At 64.0% G+C, this 15998-nt stretch carries 14 protein-coding genes; 4 read left to right on the top strand and 10 right to left on the bottom strand.

Annotation, left to right across the window (positions count from 1 at the left end; genetic code table 11):
* The first annotated feature begins 7 nt into the window (after positions 1-7).
* Together R2C4_RS03565 and R2C4_RS03570 are read left to right on the top strand one after the other, a co-directional pair.
* A complete protein-coding gene (locus tag R2C4_RS03565; RefSeq protein WP_141889616.1) occupies positions 8-928 on the top strand; it encodes an ABC transporter permease in 921 nt (306 codons plus the stop codon).
* Positions 925-2211, top strand: coding sequence for an ABC transporter permease (locus tag R2C4_RS03570; protein WP_141889617.1), 1287 nt, complete (start codon positions 925-927; stop codon positions 2209-2211). The genes R2C4_RS03565 and R2C4_RS03570 overlap by 4 nt, the downstream gene beginning before the upstream one ends.
* 64 nt (positions 2212-2275) lie before the next feature.
* On the opposite strand, the gene R2C4_RS03575 is transcribed toward R2C4_RS03570, so the two are convergent.
* The 7 genes from R2C4_RS03575 to lpdA all read right to left on the bottom strand — a co-directional run bounded on the left by R2C4_RS03575 (position 2276) and on the right by lpdA (position 11606).
* The gene (locus R2C4_RS03575; RefSeq protein ID WP_244270263.1) at positions 2276-3280 is read right to left on the bottom strand and encodes a helix-turn-helix domain-containing protein; all 1005 of its coding nucleotides are present in this window, start codon (positions 3278-3280) and stop codon (positions 2276-2278) included.
* A 97-nt stretch (positions 3281-3377) separates the two neighbouring features.
* Positions 3378-6236 carry an aminomethyl-transferring glycine dehydrogenase gene (gcvP, locus tag R2C4_RS03585; protein WP_141889618.1) on the bottom strand — a complete coding sequence of 953 codons (2859 nt, stop codon included), beginning with the start codon at positions 6234-6236 and terminating at the stop codon, positions 3378-3380.
* Between the two features lie 73 nt (positions 6237-6309).
* Complete coding sequence (gene gcvH / locus R2C4_RS03590) at positions 6310-6675, bottom strand: glycine cleavage system protein GcvH (RefSeq protein WP_027236610.1); 366 nt, start codon at positions 6673-6675, stop codon at positions 6310-6312.
* A gap of 21 nt (positions 6676-6696) precedes the next feature.
* Positions 6697-7794 carry a glycine cleavage system aminomethyltransferase GcvT gene (gene gcvT, locus R2C4_RS03595; RefSeq protein ID WP_141889619.1) on the bottom strand — a complete coding sequence of 366 codons (1098 nt, stop codon included), beginning with the start codon at positions 7792-7794 and terminating at the stop codon, positions 6697-6699.
* A gap of 70 nt (positions 7795-7864) precedes the next feature.
* The gene (locus R2C4_RS03600) at positions 7865-9235 is read right to left on the bottom strand and encodes an alanine/glycine:cation symporter family protein (protein WP_141889620.1); all 1371 of its coding nucleotides are present in this window, start codon (positions 9233-9235) and stop codon (positions 7865-7867) included.
* A 25-nt stretch (positions 9236-9260) separates the two neighbouring features.
* Positions 9261-10205: a lipoyl synthase gene (lipA, locus tag R2C4_RS03605; protein ID WP_141889621.1), complete on the bottom strand. Its 945-nt coding sequence runs from the start codon at positions 10203-10205 to the stop codon at positions 9261-9263.
* Positions 10206-10223: 18 nt separating this feature from the next.
* Positions 10224-11606, bottom strand: coding sequence for a dihydrolipoyl dehydrogenase (gene lpdA / locus R2C4_RS03610; RefSeq protein WP_141889622.1), 1383 nt, complete (start codon positions 11604-11606; stop codon positions 10224-10226).
* Positions 11607-11779: 173 nt separating this feature from the next.
* Here lpdA and R2C4_RS03615 point away from each other — a divergent pair, with 173 nt between their 5' ends.
* Together R2C4_RS03615 and R2C4_RS03620 are read left to right on the top strand one after the other, a co-directional pair.
* On the top strand, positions 11780-12394 hold the full coding sequence (locus R2C4_RS03615; RefSeq protein ID WP_141889623.1) for a helix-turn-helix domain-containing protein: 615 nt from the start codon (positions 11780-11782) through the stop codon (positions 12392-12394).
* Between the two features lie 101 nt (positions 12395-12495).
* Positions 12496-13164 (top strand): GntR family transcriptional regulator, encoded by a 669-nt coding sequence (locus tag R2C4_RS03620; RefSeq protein ID WP_141889624.1) that lies wholly within the window; start codon positions 12496-12498, stop codon positions 13162-13164.
* Between the two features lie 51 nt (positions 13165-13215).
* On the opposite strand, the gene R2C4_RS03625 is transcribed toward R2C4_RS03620, so the two are convergent.
* The 3 genes from R2C4_RS03625 to R2C4_RS03635 all read right to left on the bottom strand — a co-directional run bounded on the left by R2C4_RS03625 (position 13216) and on the right by R2C4_RS03635 (position 15737).
* Positions 13216-14307: a sensor histidine kinase gene (locus R2C4_RS03625; RefSeq protein WP_141889625.1), complete on the bottom strand. Its 1092-nt coding sequence runs from the start codon at positions 14305-14307 to the stop codon at positions 13216-13218.
* A complete protein-coding gene (locus R2C4_RS03630) occupies positions 14279-14773 on the bottom strand; it encodes a response regulator (RefSeq protein WP_141889626.1) in 495 nt (164 codons plus the stop codon). Before R2C4_RS03630 ends, R2C4_RS03625 begins: the two co-directional genes overlap by 29 nt.
* Before the next feature lie 232 nt (positions 14774-15005).
* Complete coding sequence (locus tag R2C4_RS03635) at positions 15006-15737, bottom strand: response regulator (RefSeq protein ID WP_058287734.1); 732 nt, start codon at positions 15735-15737, stop codon at positions 15006-15008.
* Positions 15738-15998 lie beyond the last annotated feature (261 nt).

Below are 15998 nucleotides of genomic sequence, written 5' to 3' on the forward strand. Positions count from 1 at the left end.
CCAAACCATGCCAAGCTTCCTGAGGGAGTTCTTCAAACGCAACGGCACCGGCATGGGCAGCCTGATGCTGGGGCTGGTCCTGTTCTGGACCATCGGCCTCATCATCCTGCCGCAGCTGTCGATGCTCGACTTCTCGTTCCGCCCCAACCTGCCGCCGCCGGAGATCGGCGGGCCCAGGGACGTCTACACGCTGGAGAATTACAAATACCTGATCTACGGCCCCGAAGGCGGCAGCCAGGAGTACAACGCGGTCGACCTCAGGGTGTTCTTCCGCACCCTGGTGGCGGCGGTCTGCGTCACTGTCTTCAACCTGATCCTGTGCTACCCGATCGCCTATTATCTGGCCCAGACCAAAGGCAACCACATCCGCATCTTCGCGCTGATGCTGATCATCCCCTACTGGATCAACGAGATCCTGCGCGCCTTTGCGCTGCGCATCATCTTCGGCGAGACCGGGGTGCTGAACAACATGCTGGTGGGATTGGGGATTTTCGACACCCCCTTCGATTTCATCCGCAATGACATCGCGCTCTATGCGGGTCTGGGATACGCCTACATCCTCTTGATGATCTTCCCGATCTACAATGTGATCGAAAGCCTCGACCGCAACCAGATCGAGGCGGCGCGCGACATGGGCGCGAGCTGGGCCAAGATCCACCAGCGGGTGGTCATTCCCTATGCCAAGCCCGGCATCTCCTCCGGCTGCACCATGGTGTTCATGCTGTCGGCCGGCGCGCTGGCGGCGCCGCAGATCCTGGGCGGGCCGTCCTCCCTGTGGTTCACCCAGCTGATCTATCAGCAGTTCAATGACAACTCCGACTGGCCGCAGGGCGCGGCTTATGCGGTGGTGCTGCTGGTCACCTGTATCCTGCTTGTTCTGGCCGTCATGCGCCTGTTCAAGGTGAACATGGGGGATATCGGCAAATGAAGCGGTTCACCTTTATGCGCCTCAGCCTCTGGATCTATCTGGGGGTGTTCTTTGCCTATCTGCTGGGCCCCTTGGTGATCATGTCGGCCACCGCCTTTAACTCACCCGCCTTCCCGCGGATGACGCCCTGGGAATGCCTGACGTTCGAGTGGTTCGGGGCCTTGTTCCGCGACGAGCGGATCCTGAACGGCATCTGGAACTCGATCCTGGTGGGGGCGGGCACGGTGGCCTTGTCAGTCGCGATGGGGCTGGCGGGGGCGCTGATGCTGACCCAGATCTGGCCCCGCTTGCGCGCCACCTATTACACCATCATCATCGCGCCGATCCTCATCCCCGGCGTGGTCTTGGGGATCTCGACCCTGGTGTTCTGGGACCGGATCAACCGGATGCTGGGGCTGGGGGCGGACAGCTGGCTCTCCAACGGGCTGTTCCTGACCATCATCGGCCAGTCCACCTTCATCGCCAGCTACTGCATGCTGGTGCTGGTGGCGCGGCTGCAGCGCTATGACGTGGCGCTGACCGAGGCGGCGCTGGACCTCGGCGCGACGCACGCTCAGGCCTTCCGCAAGGTGCTGCTGCCGTTCATGCGCCCCGCGATTGCGAGCGCTGCGGTGCTGGCCTTCTTGGCGAGCTTTGAGAACTACAACACCACCACCTTCACCTTCGGCGAATACCCGACGCTGACCATCGAGCTGGCGCAGAAGGTGCGTTACGGCATCACCCCCGCGATTTCGGCGCTGGCCTTCATCATCGTGGTGCTGACGGTGATCGCAGCACTCGCCAACGAGGCCAGCCTGCGCCGCAAGGAACTGGTGGCGGCGGCGCGCCAGAAGGCCACGGTGGCAGAGCTGGAAAGCGGCAGGCTGCAACTGCCCGGGTTCTTCCGTTCCAACTGGGCGGCGGCGGCGCTGGTCGCGGTGGCCTGCGCCACGGTGGCGGTGGCGGGCACCGCGGCGCTCTACAGCCCGGCCCAGTGCATCGCCGATGTGCAGGAGCAGAAGCGGCTGGAGGCCGAACAGCGCATCCAGGAACTGCTCCGCCAGCGCGAGTTGCGCCGTCAGGAGCAGCTGGACCAGCAGGGCGAGGCCGTTCCGGCCCCCGCCGCGCCGTCCGGCAGCAGCAGCGGCTTCGGCGGTGCCTTCGCCCCCGGAAACCTGTCGGGCAACAGCGAGGCCGAGCCTGAAGCGGAGCAGGAACCGCAGGGCAATTCTTCCGGCTTCGGCAACGTCTTCGATCCGAACGCCCTGTCCGGCGGCAGCGAGGGCGGCGGCGCAGGCGATTGACCCCGCAAGAACACAAGAAAGGCGGCCCCAGGGCCGCCTTTTTCCTGTCCGGCACCGGATGCTGTCAGGCCATGGACCCCGCAGGGTGGCGGTCCGCATAATACTGCTTCCGGAACGCCTGCGGGCTGGTCTTGTACTCGCGCTTGAACCATTCCGTCAGGCTGCTGCGGGAGCCAAAGCCGGTGGCGGCGACGATCTCGGCCAGCGGCAGGGTGGTGTGCAGCAGCAGCTGGCGGGCCTTTTCGATGCGCAGCTTGCGGTAGGCGGCCAGCGGGCTGGTGCGGGCCTTCTGCTGGAAGCGGCGCTCCAGCTTGCGCGGGGAGACGCCGGCCTGCTGGGCAATATCCCGGATCAACAGCGGCTCTTCGAGGTTCTGCTGCATCAGATCGAGGATCTTGACGATCAGCGCGTCGCCGCCGGCTGTCTGGCGCAGCTGCAAAGACACCTTGGACTGCTCCGACACGGGCCCAAAGGTAAGGCCCAGATAGTCGCACACCGCATCGGCGATGAAGGGGCCGCGGTCGGCGCGCAGAAAGGCGGCCAGCACACGCAGCGCGGCAAAACTGCTGACAGCGGTGCTGATCCGGCCCGAGCTGGCGGTCAGGGTGCCTGCCGGGGCGCAGGCCAGCTGCTCTTCCTCTGCGGCGGCAGCAAAGTTCGCGTGCACCGCGCTTTCCACCGGTGCGTTGATGCCGGTCTCTGGCAGCAGGAAAACCGCACTGCCGGCAAACAGGCAGCGCTGTGCCTGGCGGCAGATCCGCTGCAGGCTGGCCTTTTCGCCGGAATTCAGCGGCCAGCGGCTGGCGATGCCGCCGAGGAATATCACTGTCTGCGGCTTCCAGCCGGCGGGCACCGCGCGCATCTGCGAGCTGAGGTTGCGCACGGCGGTGCGGTAGCCGCTGTCGGGAAACAGATCGTTGGCGGCGCGGAAGACCTCGCAAATCATCTGGGCCGCGGCAGGCGGCTCCGACTGCGGCAGAATGATTTCGACGTCGTGGAGGCGGGTCTGTGCCGCGTTGTCAGCGGTTTGCCGGGAGGCTGGCACGGTCAGCGGTTCGAGACGGGACATCATTCTCTCCTCTGAGCGGGTCATGCGGGGATGCGGCGCGGCGGGCGCTGCAGGAGTGCCCCGCCGGACAGGCCGGCGGGGCGGGAGGCCTGACGGATCAGGCCTCGTTTTCTTCGTACTCCGACATCGGCGGGCAGGTGCAGACCAGGTGGCGGTCGCCATAGGCGTTGTCCACCCGGTTCACCACCGGCCAGTACTTGTCGACGCCCAGGTTGCCCGGCGGGAAGCAGGCCTGTTCGCGGCTGTAGGGACGGTCCCATTCGCCGACCAGGTCGCGCACCGTGTGCGGCGCGTGCTTGAGCGGGTTGTTCTGCGCGTCGATCTTGCCGTCGATGATGTCCTGCGCCTCCTGCCGGATCGACAGCATGGCGTCGCAGAAGCGGTCCAGCTCGTCCTTGGGCTCGGATTCGGTCGGCTCCACCATCAGGGTTCCCGCCACCGGCCAGGACATGGTCGGGGCGTGGAAGCCCGAGTCGACCAGACGCTTGGCGATGTCGTCCACGGTGACGTTGCCCTCATCCGCCAGCGGGCGGGTGTCGAGGATGCACTCATGCGCAACGCGGCCCGTTTCCGAGGTGTAGAGGATCTTGTAGGCGTCCTTCAGGCGCGCGGCGATGTAGTTGGCGTTCAGGATCGCCACCCGGGTCGCCTGGGTCAGGCCTGCGCCGCCCATCAGCAGGCAGTAGGCCCAGCTGACCGGCAGGATCGACGGCGAGCCGAACGGCGCCGCCGAGACCGGACCCACGGCGGTGCCGTATTCCGGATGGCCCGGCAGGTGTTCTGCCAGATGCGCCTTGACGCCGATCGGACCCATGCCGGGGCCGCCGCCGCCGTGCGGAATGCAGAAGGTCTTGTGCAGGTTCAGGTGGCTGACGTCGCCGCCGATGTCACCCGGACGCGACAGGCCGACCATGGCGTTCATGTTGGCGCCGTCGATGTACACCTGGCCGCCGTGCTCATGGGTGATGCCGCAAACCTCCTGCACGGTGGTCTCAAACACGCCGTGCGTGGACGGGTAGGTGATCATGCAGGCGGCGAGGTGGTCAGAGTGCTTCTCCGCCTTTTCGCGGAAGTCGGCGACGTCGATGTTGCCTTTGTCATCCGCCTTGATCGGCACCACCGTATAGCCAACCATCTGCGCGGTGGCCGGGTTGGTGCCGTGCGCGGAGGTCGGGATCAGGCAGACGTTGCGGTGGCCCTGGCCGTTTGCCGCATGGTAGTTGCGGATGGTCAGAAGGCCCGCGTATTCGCCCTGCGCACCGGAGTTCGGCTGCTGGGAGATTGCGTCATAGCCGGTGATCTGGCAGAGCTTGTCGTTCAGATCGGCGATCATCTGGTGGTAGCCTTGCGCCTGGTCTTCCGGGCAGAAGGGGTGCAGGTTGCCGAATTCCGGCCAGGTGACCGGGATCATTTCGATGGTCGCGTTCAGCTTCATAGTGCAGGAGCCCAGCGGGATCATTGCACGGTCCAGCGCCAGATCGCGGTCAGCCAGGCGGCGCATGTAGCGGGTGATCTCTGCCTCGGCCCGGTTCTTGTGGAAGATCGGGTGGGTCAGATACTCGCTTTCCCGCAGCGCATAGTCGGGCAGGCGGTAGGCGCGGTTCTTGACGCTGTCGTCCTTCTTCCCGATGCCGAAGGCGCCCCAGACCGCTTCGATGGTCTCGGCGCGGGTCTGCTCGTCCAGCGAGATGCCGATGCGGTCCTCGCCCACCTTGCGCAGGTTCACACCGCGGGCAACGGCCGCTTCCATGACAGTTTTCTGCAGCGGGCCGACCTCGACGGTGATGGTGTCAAAGAACACTTCCGGCTCCACCTTGAACCCGTGCTCTTCCAGGCCCGCGGCCAGGCGGGAGGTCTTGCGGTGCACCGACTGGGCGATGGCCTTGATGCCGTCGGGGCCGTGGTAGACCGCGTACATCGACGCGATGACGGCCAGCAGCGCCTGTGCGGTACAGACGTTGGAGTTGGCCTTTTCGCGGCGGATGTGCTGTTCGCGGGTCTGCAGCGCCAGGCGGTAGGCCTTGTTGCCGCGGGCATCGACGGACACGCCGATGATGCGGCCCGGCATGGCGCGCTTCAGCTTGTCGGTGGTCGCCATATAAGCAGCGTGCGGGCCGCCATAGCCCATCGGAACGCCAAAGCGCTGGGTCGAGCCGATGGCAATATCCGCGCCCATCTCGCCGGGCGACTTCAGCAGCGCCAGCGCCAGAATGTCAGCGGCGACAACGGCGATGCCCTTGTGCTCGTGGATGGCTTCGATTTCCGATGTGAAATCGCGCACATGGCCGTAGGTGCCGGGATACTGGAAGATCGCCCCGAAGACCGCGCCCGGGTCCAGCTCGTCCGGATCGGCAACCACCACGTCGATGCCCAGGGGCTCGGCGCGGGTCTGGATCACGGCAACGGTCTGCGGGTGGCAGTTCTTGTCGACGAAGAAGGCCGCGTTGTTCGCCTTGGAGCGCGAGCCGCGGTGCGCCATTGCCATCGCTTCGGCAGCGGCGGTGGCTTCGTCCAGCAGTGACGCGTTGGCGATGTCCAGGCCGGTCAGGTCGCTGACCATGGTCTGGAAGTTCAAGAGCGCTTCAAGACGGCCCTGGGAGATTTCCGGCTGATAGGGGGTATAGGCGGTGTACCAGGCCGGGTTTTCCAGAATGTTGCGCAGGATCGGCGCCGGGGTGGTGGTGCCATAATAGCCCTGGCCGATCAGCGAGGTCAGCACCTTGTTCTTGGAGGCCACCTGCTTCATGTGGAAAAGCGCATCGCGCTCGGTCATTGCCGGGCCCCAGTCCAGCGCCTCTTTCTGGCGGATGGCGGGCGGCACGGTGGCGTCGATCAGCTCGTCCAGGGTTTTGAAGCCGATCACCTGCAGCATGTCGGCCATCTCGCGCGGCGAGGGGCCGATGTGGCGCCGGTTGGCGAAGTCATAGGCTTCGTAATCGGTAAGTTTGAAGGCCATTACAGAGGTCCTTGTCTGGGGCAATGTCTGGGGCAATGGACCCCGCCGGACGGTTCCGGCGGGGAGGGGATGCTTAGCCGATCAGGGCCTTGTAGCCGTCCAGATCCATCAGATCGTCCAGCTGAGAGGCGTCGGAGATCTTGATCTTGTAGATCCAGGCGTCGCCTTCCGGGCTTTCGTTCAGCGCGGCGGGGTTGTCGGCTAGGGTTTCGTTCACCTCGATCACTTCGCCGTCCAGCGGCGCGTAGATTTCCGACGCGGCTTTCACCGACTCGATGACGCCGATCTCGCCGCCTTTTTCGAACTCGTCGCCGGCTTCGCGTTGCTCGACAAAGACAACTTCGCCCAGCTGGTCGGCGGCGTGCTTGGTAATGCCCAGAGTTGCAGTGTCGCCTTCAACGGTGATCCACTCGTGGTCTTCGGAATAATAGGTGGCCATGTTGACTCTCCTGATGATGTCTTAGCGTTTGTAGTTCTGAGTGACGAAGGGCAGGGCGGTGATTTCAGCCGGCTGCGCCTTGCCGCGGATGATGAGGTTCACCTTGGTGCCCGGCGCGGCATGGTCTGCCGCAACATAGCCCATGGCAACCGGGCCGCCGACCGTGGGGCCGAAGCTGCCCGAGGTGATGGTGCCGAGAGTATCGCCGCCTTCGCTTTGAACTTCCACACCCTGGCGGGCGGGGGCGCGGCCTTCGGGCTTGATGCCGACCAGTTTCTTGGCGGGGCCTTCGGCCAGCTCCTTCTGAATGCGCGCGGCACCGGGGAAGCCGCCCTCTTCCTTGCGGCGCTTCTGGATCGCCCAGGACAGCGACGCCTCGATCGGCGAGGTCGACTGGTCGATGTCGTTGCCATAAAGGCAGAGACCGGCCTCCAGGCGGAGCGAGTCGCGGGCACCGAGGCCTGCGGGTTCGCAGTCGTCATGGGCCAGGAACAGTTTGGAAATGCGGATGGCATCCGCTTCCGGGATCGAGATCTCGTAGCCGTCCTCGCCGGTGTACCCCAGGCGCGAAATCCGGCATTCGGCGCCGTCAATCTCCGCCACGGTGGTTTCCATGAACTTCAGATCACGGGCGGCGGGGCACAGTTCGCCCACAACGTCCTCGGCCTTGGGGCCCTGCACGGCAACCAGCGCGCGGTCGAAGATTTCGGTCACTTCGACGCCGTCCAGGTTGGCCTGCATATGCGGGATGTCCTGATGGCGCAGCGCTGCGTTGACCACGACAAAGTAATGATCGCCCGCGTTGGAGACGATCAGGTCGTCCATGATGCCGCCGTTCTCATTGGTGAAGAAGCCATAGCGCGCCTTGCCTTCCTTCAGGCCGGCATAGGCCTGCGGGCAGAGCGTTTCCAGCTTCTCGCCTACGTTTTCACCGCGCAGGATCACCTGGCCCATGTGGGAGACGTCAAAAAGTGCTGCCTTCTCGCGGCACTGCTTGTGCTCGCCCATGATGCCCATGGGGTACTGGACCGGCATTTCCCAGCCGGCGAAGTCGACCATTTTGCCGCCAAGCTCGACGTGCAGGTCATAAAGCGGGGTGCGTTTGGGTGCGTCGGTCATCCTGTGCAGCCTTTGAATTTGTAGGGTTTCGGGGTGTGGGGAGGGCGCAGGACGCGCCCTCCCGGAGAGCTTACTCAGCAGCGTGGCCGGCTTCTTCCGATTTGCCGCCGGTGGCAAAGAACTCTTTCGTCACCTTGAAGACGATCGGGCTCAGCAGGGCCAGGGCGATCAGGTTCGGGATGGCCATCATCGCGTTCAGCGTGTCAGCCAGCAGCCAGATGAAGCCCAGGTCGGCGGTGGCCCCGAAGTAGATCGCGATGATCCACAGGATGCGGTAGGGCAGCATGACCTTCACGCCGAACAGGAACTCCATGCACTTCTCGCCATAATAGGACCATCCGAGGATGGTCGTGAAGGCAAAGATCGACAGCGCGATGGCGATCAGGTAGCCGCCGACGCCCGGCAGGGAGGTTTCGAACGCCAGCGAGGTCAGCGCCGCACCGGATTCACCCGAGGTCCAGGCGCCGGAAGCGATGATCGCCAGACCGGTGATCGAGCAGACGATGATGGTGTCGATAAAGGTGCCCAGCATGGCGATCAGGCCCTGGTTGACCGGACCTTTGGTCTCAGCCGCTGCGTGCGCGATCGGGGCAGAGCCGAGGCCCGCTTCGTTGGAGAACACGCCGCGCGCCACACCAAAGCGGATCGCCGCCCAGACCGCCGCACCGGCAAAGCCGCCTTCGGCTGCCGAGGGGGTGAAGGCATGGGTGAACACCAGGCTGAAGGCGGTGCCGATGGCGTCTGCGTTGACGGCCAGAACGATCAGGCCGGCGAGGATGTAGCTGACCGCCATGAACGGAACCAGCTTGCCCGCCACCGCGCCGATGCGGGTGATGCCGCCCAGGATCACGGCGCCGGTCAGCACCATCAGCACGATGCCGGTGATGGAGGTGTTGAAGCCGAAGTTGGTCTCCAGAACCTGTGCCACGCCGTTCGCCTGCACACCGTTGCCGATGCCGAAGGCCGCGATGGAGCCGAACACGGCAAAGGCAACGCCGAGCCAGGCCCATTTCGCGCCGAGGCCGTTCTTGATGTAGTACATCGGGCCGCCGACATAGTTGCCTTCTTCGTCACGCTCGCGGAATTTCACGGCGCAGACGGCTTCGGAATACTTGGTGGCCATGCCGACCAATGCTGTCATCCACATCCAGAACAGCGCGCCGGGGCCGCCGAGGAACACGGCAGTGGCAACGCCTGCAATGTTCCCTGTGCCGATGGTGGCCGACAGCGCGGTCATCAGCGCGTTGAACGGGGTGATCTGGCCTTCGCCGGTTGCTTCACGGCCCTTGAACATCAGGCCAAAGCCCATGCCCAGTTTCCGGATCGGCATGAATTTCAGGCCGACCTGGAGGAAGAAGCCGACGCCGAGAATGAGGACCAGCATCATCGGCCCCCAAACCACTTCGTTTACTTCTCCTACGATTGAATTTAACGCTTCCATGGGTCTCCTCCCGCTTGCGTTAATGTTATTTGCCCTTTGCCAAGGCCATCTGACGGGCCTCTTTCAGGGCGGCAAAATCTTCATCCGCGTGGAACGAAGAGCGGGTCAGCGGTGTCGCTGACACATGCAAAAAGCCCTTGGAGCGCGCGATCTGTTCCAACTGCTCGAATTCTTCCGGCGACCAGAAGCGGTCGATCGGGTGGTGTTTGGGGGTGGGCTGCAAATACTGGCCCACAGTCAGGAAATCGACGCCCGCTGCACGCAGGTCGTCCATCACCTGGCGCACGTCCTCCAGTGTCTCGCCCAGGCCGACCATGATGCCGGACTTGGTGAACAGCTGCGGATTGGCGCGCTTGGCGTCGTCCAAGAGCCGCAGCGAGGTGTAATAGCGCGCGCCGGGGCGCACACGGGGATAGAGCCGCGGCACGGTCTCCAGGTTGTGGTTGAACACATCCGGCGCCGCCTCGAATACTGCTTGCGCCGCTTCGCCCTTACCCAGGAAATCCGGGGTCAGCACCTCGATGGTGGTGCCGGGGTTCTGGTGGCGGGTGGCGCGGATGGTCTGGGCAATGTGCTCTGCGCCGCCGTCTTCCAGATCGTCCCGGTCAACGGAGGTGATCACCACATGGCGCAGGCCCAGCTTCTTGACAGCCGCCGCAACCCGGCCCGGCTCAAACGCGTCCAGCGTGTCCGGCTTGCCGGTGGTTACATTGCAGAAGGAGCAGCCGCGGGTGCAGACCTCGCCCATGATCATCATGGTGGCGTGGCGCTTGGACCAGCACTCGCCGATGTTCGGGCAGGCGGCCTCTTCGCAGACGGTGGCCAGATCATGCTCCCGCATCAGCTTGCGGGTCTCGTAGTATTCCGCGCTTTCGATCTTCTTCTTGCGGATCCATTTCGGTTTGCGCGGGATGGCGCTGTCGGCCTTGTGGGCCTTTTCCGGGTGGCGGGGGCGCAGCTGAATTGTCATCTGACAATTTTCTCCGGATCAGGCGTGAATGGCGCGGCCAAGCGCGTCAAGGCAGGCTTCTTTCACCGCTTCGCCCATCGCCGGATGCGCGTGGCAGGTGCGGGCGACGTCCTCGACCGTGGCGCCTTTGGCCATCGCCAGCACCAGTTCGGCAATCAGATCGCCGCCGTGGGCGCCGCAGATATGCGCGCCGAGGATCGTGCCGTCGGGCGTCGCCAGCACCTTAACGGCACCGTCGGTCTCGCCGGTGGAGCGGGCGCGGGAGTTGGCCATGAAGGCGAACTTGCCGGTGATGTATTCGGTGCCGGCCTCTTTCAGCGCTTCCTCGGTCTGGCCGACGGAGGCGACTTCGGGGTCGGTGTAGACCACGCCGGGAACAGTGTTGTAATCCACATGGCCATGCTCGCCTGCCAGCATCTCGACACAGGCAACCCCGTCTTCCTCGGCCTTATGGGCCAGCATCGGGCCGGGCACGCAGTCGCCGATGGCAAAGATGCCCGGGACAGAGGTCTGGAAGGTTTCATCCACCTCGATGAAGCCGCGGGCATTGATGGACACTCCCAGCGCCTCCAGCCCCAGGCCGCGGGTCACAGGGCGGCGGCCGATGGCAATCAGCACCTTGTCCGCCTCGATCTGCTCTTCCGTGCCCTTGCCGGCCCGGTCCAGCGTCAGCGTCAGGCCGTTTGCGCCCTTTTCAATGCTCTTCAGAGCACGGCCCAGCTGGAATTTCAGGCCGCGCTTGCTCAGCGCGCGCTGGGACAGCTTGGCAATCTCGCCGTCGATGCCGGGCAGGATGCGGTCGAGGTATTCCACCACCGTCACCTTGGATCCGAGGCGGGACCAGACCTGACCGAGCTCAAGCCCGATCACGCCGGCGCCGATCACCACCAGATGCTCCGGCGCGGCGTCCAGTGCCAGCGCGCCGGTGCTGCTCAGCACATCCGCCTCGTCGATCTCCACACCGGGGAGGGGGCTGGGTTCCGACCCGGTGGCAATCAGAATGTTGCTGGCGGTGTAGGTGTCGCCCCCCACCTGCACCTGGCCGGGGGCGGGGAGGCTGGCCCAGCCTTCAATGTGGTCGACGCCGTTCTTCTTGAACAGGAAAGCGATGCCCTTGGTCAGGTCGCCGACAATCTTGTCCTTGCGGGCCATCAGCGCACTCAGGTCCAGGCTGGCGCCCTCAACTGCGATGCCATGCTGGGCCAGATGGGACAGTTCTGCATATTTGGCGGAGGAGGTCAGCAGCGCCTTGGAGGGGATGCAGCCGACGTTGAGACAGGTGCCGCCCAGTGCGCCGCGGCCCTCGACGCAAGCAACCTTCAGGCCCAGCTGCGCCGCGCGGATCGCTGCGACATAACCGCCCGGACCGGCCCCGACCACAATCAGATCGTAAGCGCTCATTTGGTTTCTCCTCCGAAATGCGGTCCAAGACCGGCACGTACGCTGCCGTATACGACGTTGCGTCTCCTATAGGAAACTTTTTCCCTATTGCAAACTAAAAGTATTGATGCGGAAATTTTGACCCGCGGATACATCAAAGCTAAGCTGCTTGCGGAACAGGAGAATTCGCAGAGATGGAACCAATTCCCTCAGAAGAAACAGGGCTGGGCCCCGAGGCGATGGAAGCTCCGGACGGGGAAGTCCTGGGGAAAATGATTCGCGACGCCCGCAAGGAGAAGGGCCTGACGCTGGAGGAAGCGGCCAAGGCCGCGGCCATCGGGCGCTCGACCTTGTCGAAGATCGAGAACAACCAGACCCGGCCCAGTTTCGAGATCATCCGCCGCCTGATGCAGACGCTGGAACTGGAAACGCCGCAGCTGTTCCTGCAGTCCGGGCAAAGCGGCGTTACCGGGCGGCGGGACTTTACCCGCACCGGCGAGGGGGAGCACAAGGAAACCACCACCTATGACCATGAACTGCTGTGCAGCGACCTGACCAGCAAGCGCATGGTCCCCTACATCAGCACCATCAAGGCGCGCGATGTCACCGAATTCGACAATTGGGTGCGCCATCAGGGGGAGGAGTTCATGTTCGTGCTGAGCGGCGAGGTGATCCTGTACACCGAGCATTACCGGCCGCTGCGCATGGGGCCGGGCGACTCGGTCTATTACGACAGCGGCATGGGCCATGGCTGCGTGTCGGTCAGCGCGGAGGACGCAAGGGTGCTGTGGGTCTCGCTGGAAGTGTGACGGGGAAGCCGCCCGCCGGGCTGGCTGTCCCGATGGCCGGTTAAGCCGCTTTTCCAGGCAAGCCGCTTCGCTTACACCTGCTGGAAAGGAGGCGCGCTGCCATGAAACTGGACCCTGTGGATATCTCGAAATCGGCTTCGGCCTCGGCAGCGGTGTTCGACGCCTTGCGCAAGGCCATCATCGAGGGTCGGCTGGCGGAAGGGGAGCCGCTGCGCCAGGATGAGATCGCGCGCCATTTCAGGACCAGCAGGCTGCCGGTGCGCGAAGCGATCAACCGGCTCGAAGAACACGGCCTGGTCCGGACCCAGCGGTTCAAGGGCGCCGTGGTGGCCGGCCTGTCGGCGGATGAGGCCGCCGAAATCTTTGATTTCCGCGCGCTGCTTGAGCCGGAGATCATCCGCGATGCGGTGCCGCGGATGCCGCCAGAGCTGCTGGCCCGGGCCCGTGCCGATTTCGCCGCCTTCGATGCCTCGAAAAATCCGATGGAATGGGGGGTGCTGAACCGGGCCTTCCATGACGGGCTGTACAGCGCCAGCCGGCTGACCTTCTTCCGCGAGGCGGCCAGCGGCGCGATGGACCGGATCGACCGCTACATCCGGGCGCAGTTGGTGATGAGCAACGGCATGGAGCGCGCAGGCCGGGAGCATCTTGCCATCCTGGAGGCTTGCGAGGCGGGCGATGCGCGGCTGGCCTCGGACCTGACCCGAGCGCATATTCTGGAGGCCAAAGCCTCCTTGCTGGCGCATTTCCCGGCGCAGGCAGGCACCTGACCGCCGCCAAAAGCCAGGCCGCCCGCAGCGCCTGCCGAAAGGGCGCCGCCGTCAGGCCGGTCTCTGCGCCTGGGATTTCCCGAGGCAGACCAGAAACCGGATCGTCGTGCCGGCCTCCGCGTGGGGATCGCACCAGATGGCCCCGTTGTGACGCTTGGCGATTTTGGCGCAGGTGGCCAGTCCAAGGCCGGTACCGGGCTGGTCGCTGCCGCGCTGCAGCCGCTTGAAGGGCTCGAAAATCTTCTCCCGGTACTCCGGCGGGACGCCAATGCCGTTATCCGCAACCGAGATCATCACGCCGCCGGCAGCGGGTTCAGCCGTCACCGTAATCTCAGGCGTTTTGCCGCCGCTGTACTTGATGGCGTTGCCGATCAGGTTTTGCAGCAGCTGCACGATGTCCGGCGGAAAGCACGAGACGCCCAACCCCCCGGACAGCCATTCAATCCGGGCGCCGGACGCCGCCAGATTCTGCGCCATGACAGCGCGCAGGCTGTCGAACAGGCTGTCGACAGTGACATGCTCAGCGGTCCCGTTGCTGTGCGGGTTGATGTGGCTTGCCAGCCGTTCAATCAGGTCAGAGGTTTTGCGGACCGACTTCTTCATCAGGCCCAGCTGCCGGGTGACCTCGTCAAATTCACCGTTGTCATAGTCTTCTTGTATCTGGTCGCTGAGAAACTTGATGGCGCGCAGCGGCGCCCGCATGTCATGCACCAGCACATCGGAAAACAGCCGCAGCTCATTCTGCTGCTCCTGGATCCGCCAGCGCATTTCAGCGACCTTCAGGCCGTTCGAAACCATTCGCTGGAGGGCCTCGGCAGTGATCGCGGATTTGGGAATGTAATCACTGGCGCCGGCCAGAATGACGCTCTTGGCGATTTCCTCGTCCCCCTGGCCGGTGGTCATGAACAAAACCGCCCGCGGCCAGGTCGCCGTCAGCTGCGCGATAAGGTCCAGTCCGGTGCCGTCCGGCAGAAGGTAGTCCAGCAGGATCACATCCACCGGGAGGCCGGCCTGAGACAGGGCGCTTTGCCCGCAGTCCGCCTCGGCAACCTTGGCGTCCGGGTGCATTTGCAGCAAAAGCCTGCGCACCAGTTTCCGGTCGCCAGCGTCATCGTCAATGATCAGGATATTGAGAACCGTCATCGGACACCTTTGTGATGTGAATTTCGGGCAGTTCAACAATGCGCCAGTAGTGGTCGAGCGTGGCCATCAGATCGACAAACATGTCTCCGGCATTGGACTTGAGAATGTAGCCGGCCACGTTATTGGCGTAAGCTGCGGAAATATCCCTTTCGTCCTCGGACGTCGTCAGCACAATAAACAGGACCTTGCGCAGCACTGGATCGGCGCGGATTTCCTCCAGCAGTTCGAGGCCATTCTTGCGCGGCATATTGATGTCGCTCAGCACCACAAAATTGGGCGGCGGCACCTGGCTCATTTCGCCGCGCAGAAACGCCAATGCTTCGACACCATCGGTGAACCGCTGGATCGGGTTGGCGATCCTGGCCCGGTCAAACGCGCGGTGCAGGGCCTTGGCATCGCCGTCATCGTCCTCGACAAGCACAATGTTCAGGGCAGGGCGGCTGGCGGGGGCGCTGTTGACGGCCATGCTGCATGTTCCTTGTTGCGGGGCGGCCAGCGGCCGGGAGAGGCGGAGGCGGGGTCCGCTGGCCAGCCGGACTGAAGCGCAATCCGGCCGTCTTTCGCTGTTCCTGCACAGGGCAGTTCCGTGCCGCAGTCCGCTGTGAAGGCCTTTGGCCTTTGGCGGGGCGGGAGGTTTCGAGCCTCTCGGGAAGGATTTGCTCTGGATCTCCGGGCCCGCCCGCACCTGCGGCTGGCTGTTACTGCAGCAAGTTGGGCGAAGCCTTGGCGGCGAATTCCCGGGTGTCGTCGATCACGCTGTCCAGATCATCCATGAACACAACCAGGTCCTTGCAGCTGCGTTCCAGCAGCGAGACATCAGACAGCATCGCGGGGGGCACGCTGTCATCCTGACGCGCCTGCGACTTGATCACGCGCACCCCGGCAAGCGTCCGGCTCAGAAGCAGCCGGAGATCGGGCCCGCAGCCGACAATGAACCGCTGGAAAATCCGCCTCAGCTCCTTCTCCGAGGCCCGTGCGCTCGACAGCTGCCCGTAAAGCGCCCGCCGCTCAAGCGCTGAGGCGATGGATTTCATCAGGGAATCCGTGGTCAGCTCATCCTTGACAATGTAATCCGCGCACCCGCGGCGCATGGCCTCGACGGCGATATGGTAATTCGTCGCGCTCGTCAGCATGATGGGAACCGCCTGCACTTGGTCTTCATGCGACACCAGCAGCCGCAGCGCGTCCAGTCCCGTGTCCATGCCCAGGTTGTGGTCCAGGAACACCAGATCAAATTGCTCCGCGTCCAGCTGCTGGCGCATTTCGTCCAGGGTCGCGGCCTCGTGGAATTCTGCAGTCATCCCGGCCTTGCGGCACAGTTTGCTCAGGCGCAGCCTGTCAATCTCATCGTCATCGACAGAGAGAATGTTCAGATTGACGGGCTGCAGAACCGGCGGGGCGCCCTTGCTGGAAAACGGAGTATTTCTCATCCTGATACCTTTTAATACTAAGCTGCACCCGGAGCGGCTGCCCGGGGCTTCACACTCTAGGCGGTATTATATTCGCTTATTTTCACGTATGGATTTATTATCTTGAGGCATTTGATTAAGGAAAACTGAGTGCAGGGGGCTGTTGCCGGGATTTTACGTTAAGGACACGTTTGCCAAATGATATTTGCGGACCCGTTGCGTTTCGGGAGGCCGCGCAACCGGCCGGCGGGGGAAGAAGCAGGGAATTTTGCGAAAATTATT

The sequence above is a fragment of the Leisingera aquaemixtae genome, from assembly GCF_006740765.1.
GTDB lineage: Bacteria > Pseudomonadota > Alphaproteobacteria > Rhodobacterales > Rhodobacteraceae > Leisingera > Leisingera aquaemixtae.

What these genes read in the sequence shown, in the direction of transcription:
- R2C4_RS03565 (WP_141889616.1), top strand. Translation starts at nt 8, where the DNA reads ATGCCAAGCTTCCTGAGGGAGTTCTTCAAACGCAACGGCACCGGCATG.
- R2C4_RS03625 (WP_141889625.1), bottom strand. Translation starts at nt 14,307, where the DNA reads ATGACGGTTCTCAATATCCTGATCATTGACGATGACGCTGGCGACCGG.
- R2C4_RS03630 (WP_141889626.1), bottom strand. Translation starts at nt 14,773, where the DNA reads ATGGCCGTCAACAGCGCCCCCGCCAGCCGCCCTGCCCTGAACATTGTG.
- R2C4_RS03570 (WP_141889617.1), top strand. Translation starts at nt 925, where the DNA reads ATGAAGCGGTTCACCTTTATGCGCCTCAGCCTCTGGATCTATCTGGGG.
- R2C4_RS03575 (WP_244270263.1), bottom strand. Translation starts at nt 3,280, where the DNA reads ATGTCCCGTCTCGAACCGCTGACCGTGCCAGCCTCCCGGCAAACCGCT.
- R2C4_RS03635 (WP_058287734.1), bottom strand. Translation starts at nt 15,737, where the DNA reads ATGAGAAATACTCCGTTTTCCAGCAAGGGCGCCCCGCCGGTTCTGCAG.
- gcvH (WP_027236610.1), bottom strand. Translation starts at nt 6,675, where the DNA reads ATGGCCACCTATTATTCCGAAGACCACGAGTGGATCACCGTTGAAGGC.
- gcvP (WP_141889618.1), bottom strand. Translation starts at nt 6,236, where the DNA reads ATGGCCTTCAAACTTACCGATTACGAAGCCTATGACTTCGCCAACCGG.
- R2C4_RS03620 (WP_141889624.1), top strand. Translation starts at nt 12,496, where the DNA reads ATGAAACTGGACCCTGTGGATATCTCGAAATCGGCTTCGGCCTCGGCA.
- gcvT (WP_141889619.1), bottom strand. Translation starts at nt 7,794, where the DNA reads ATGACCGACGCACCCAAACGCACCCCGCTTTATGACCTGCACGTCGAG.
- lipA (WP_141889621.1), bottom strand. Translation starts at nt 10,205, where the DNA reads ATGACAATTCAGCTGCGCCCCCGCCACCCGGAAAAGGCCCACAAGGCC.
- lpdA (WP_141889622.1), bottom strand. Translation starts at nt 11,606, where the DNA reads ATGAGCGCTTACGATCTGATTGTGGTCGGGGCCGGTCCGGGCGGTTAT.
- R2C4_RS03615 (WP_141889623.1), top strand. Translation starts at nt 11,780, where the DNA reads ATGGAACCAATTCCCTCAGAAGAAACAGGGCTGGGCCCCGAGGCGATG.
- R2C4_RS03600 (WP_141889620.1), bottom strand. Translation starts at nt 9,235, where the DNA reads ATGGAAGCGTTAAATTCAATCGTAGGAGAAGTAAACGAAGTGGTTTGG.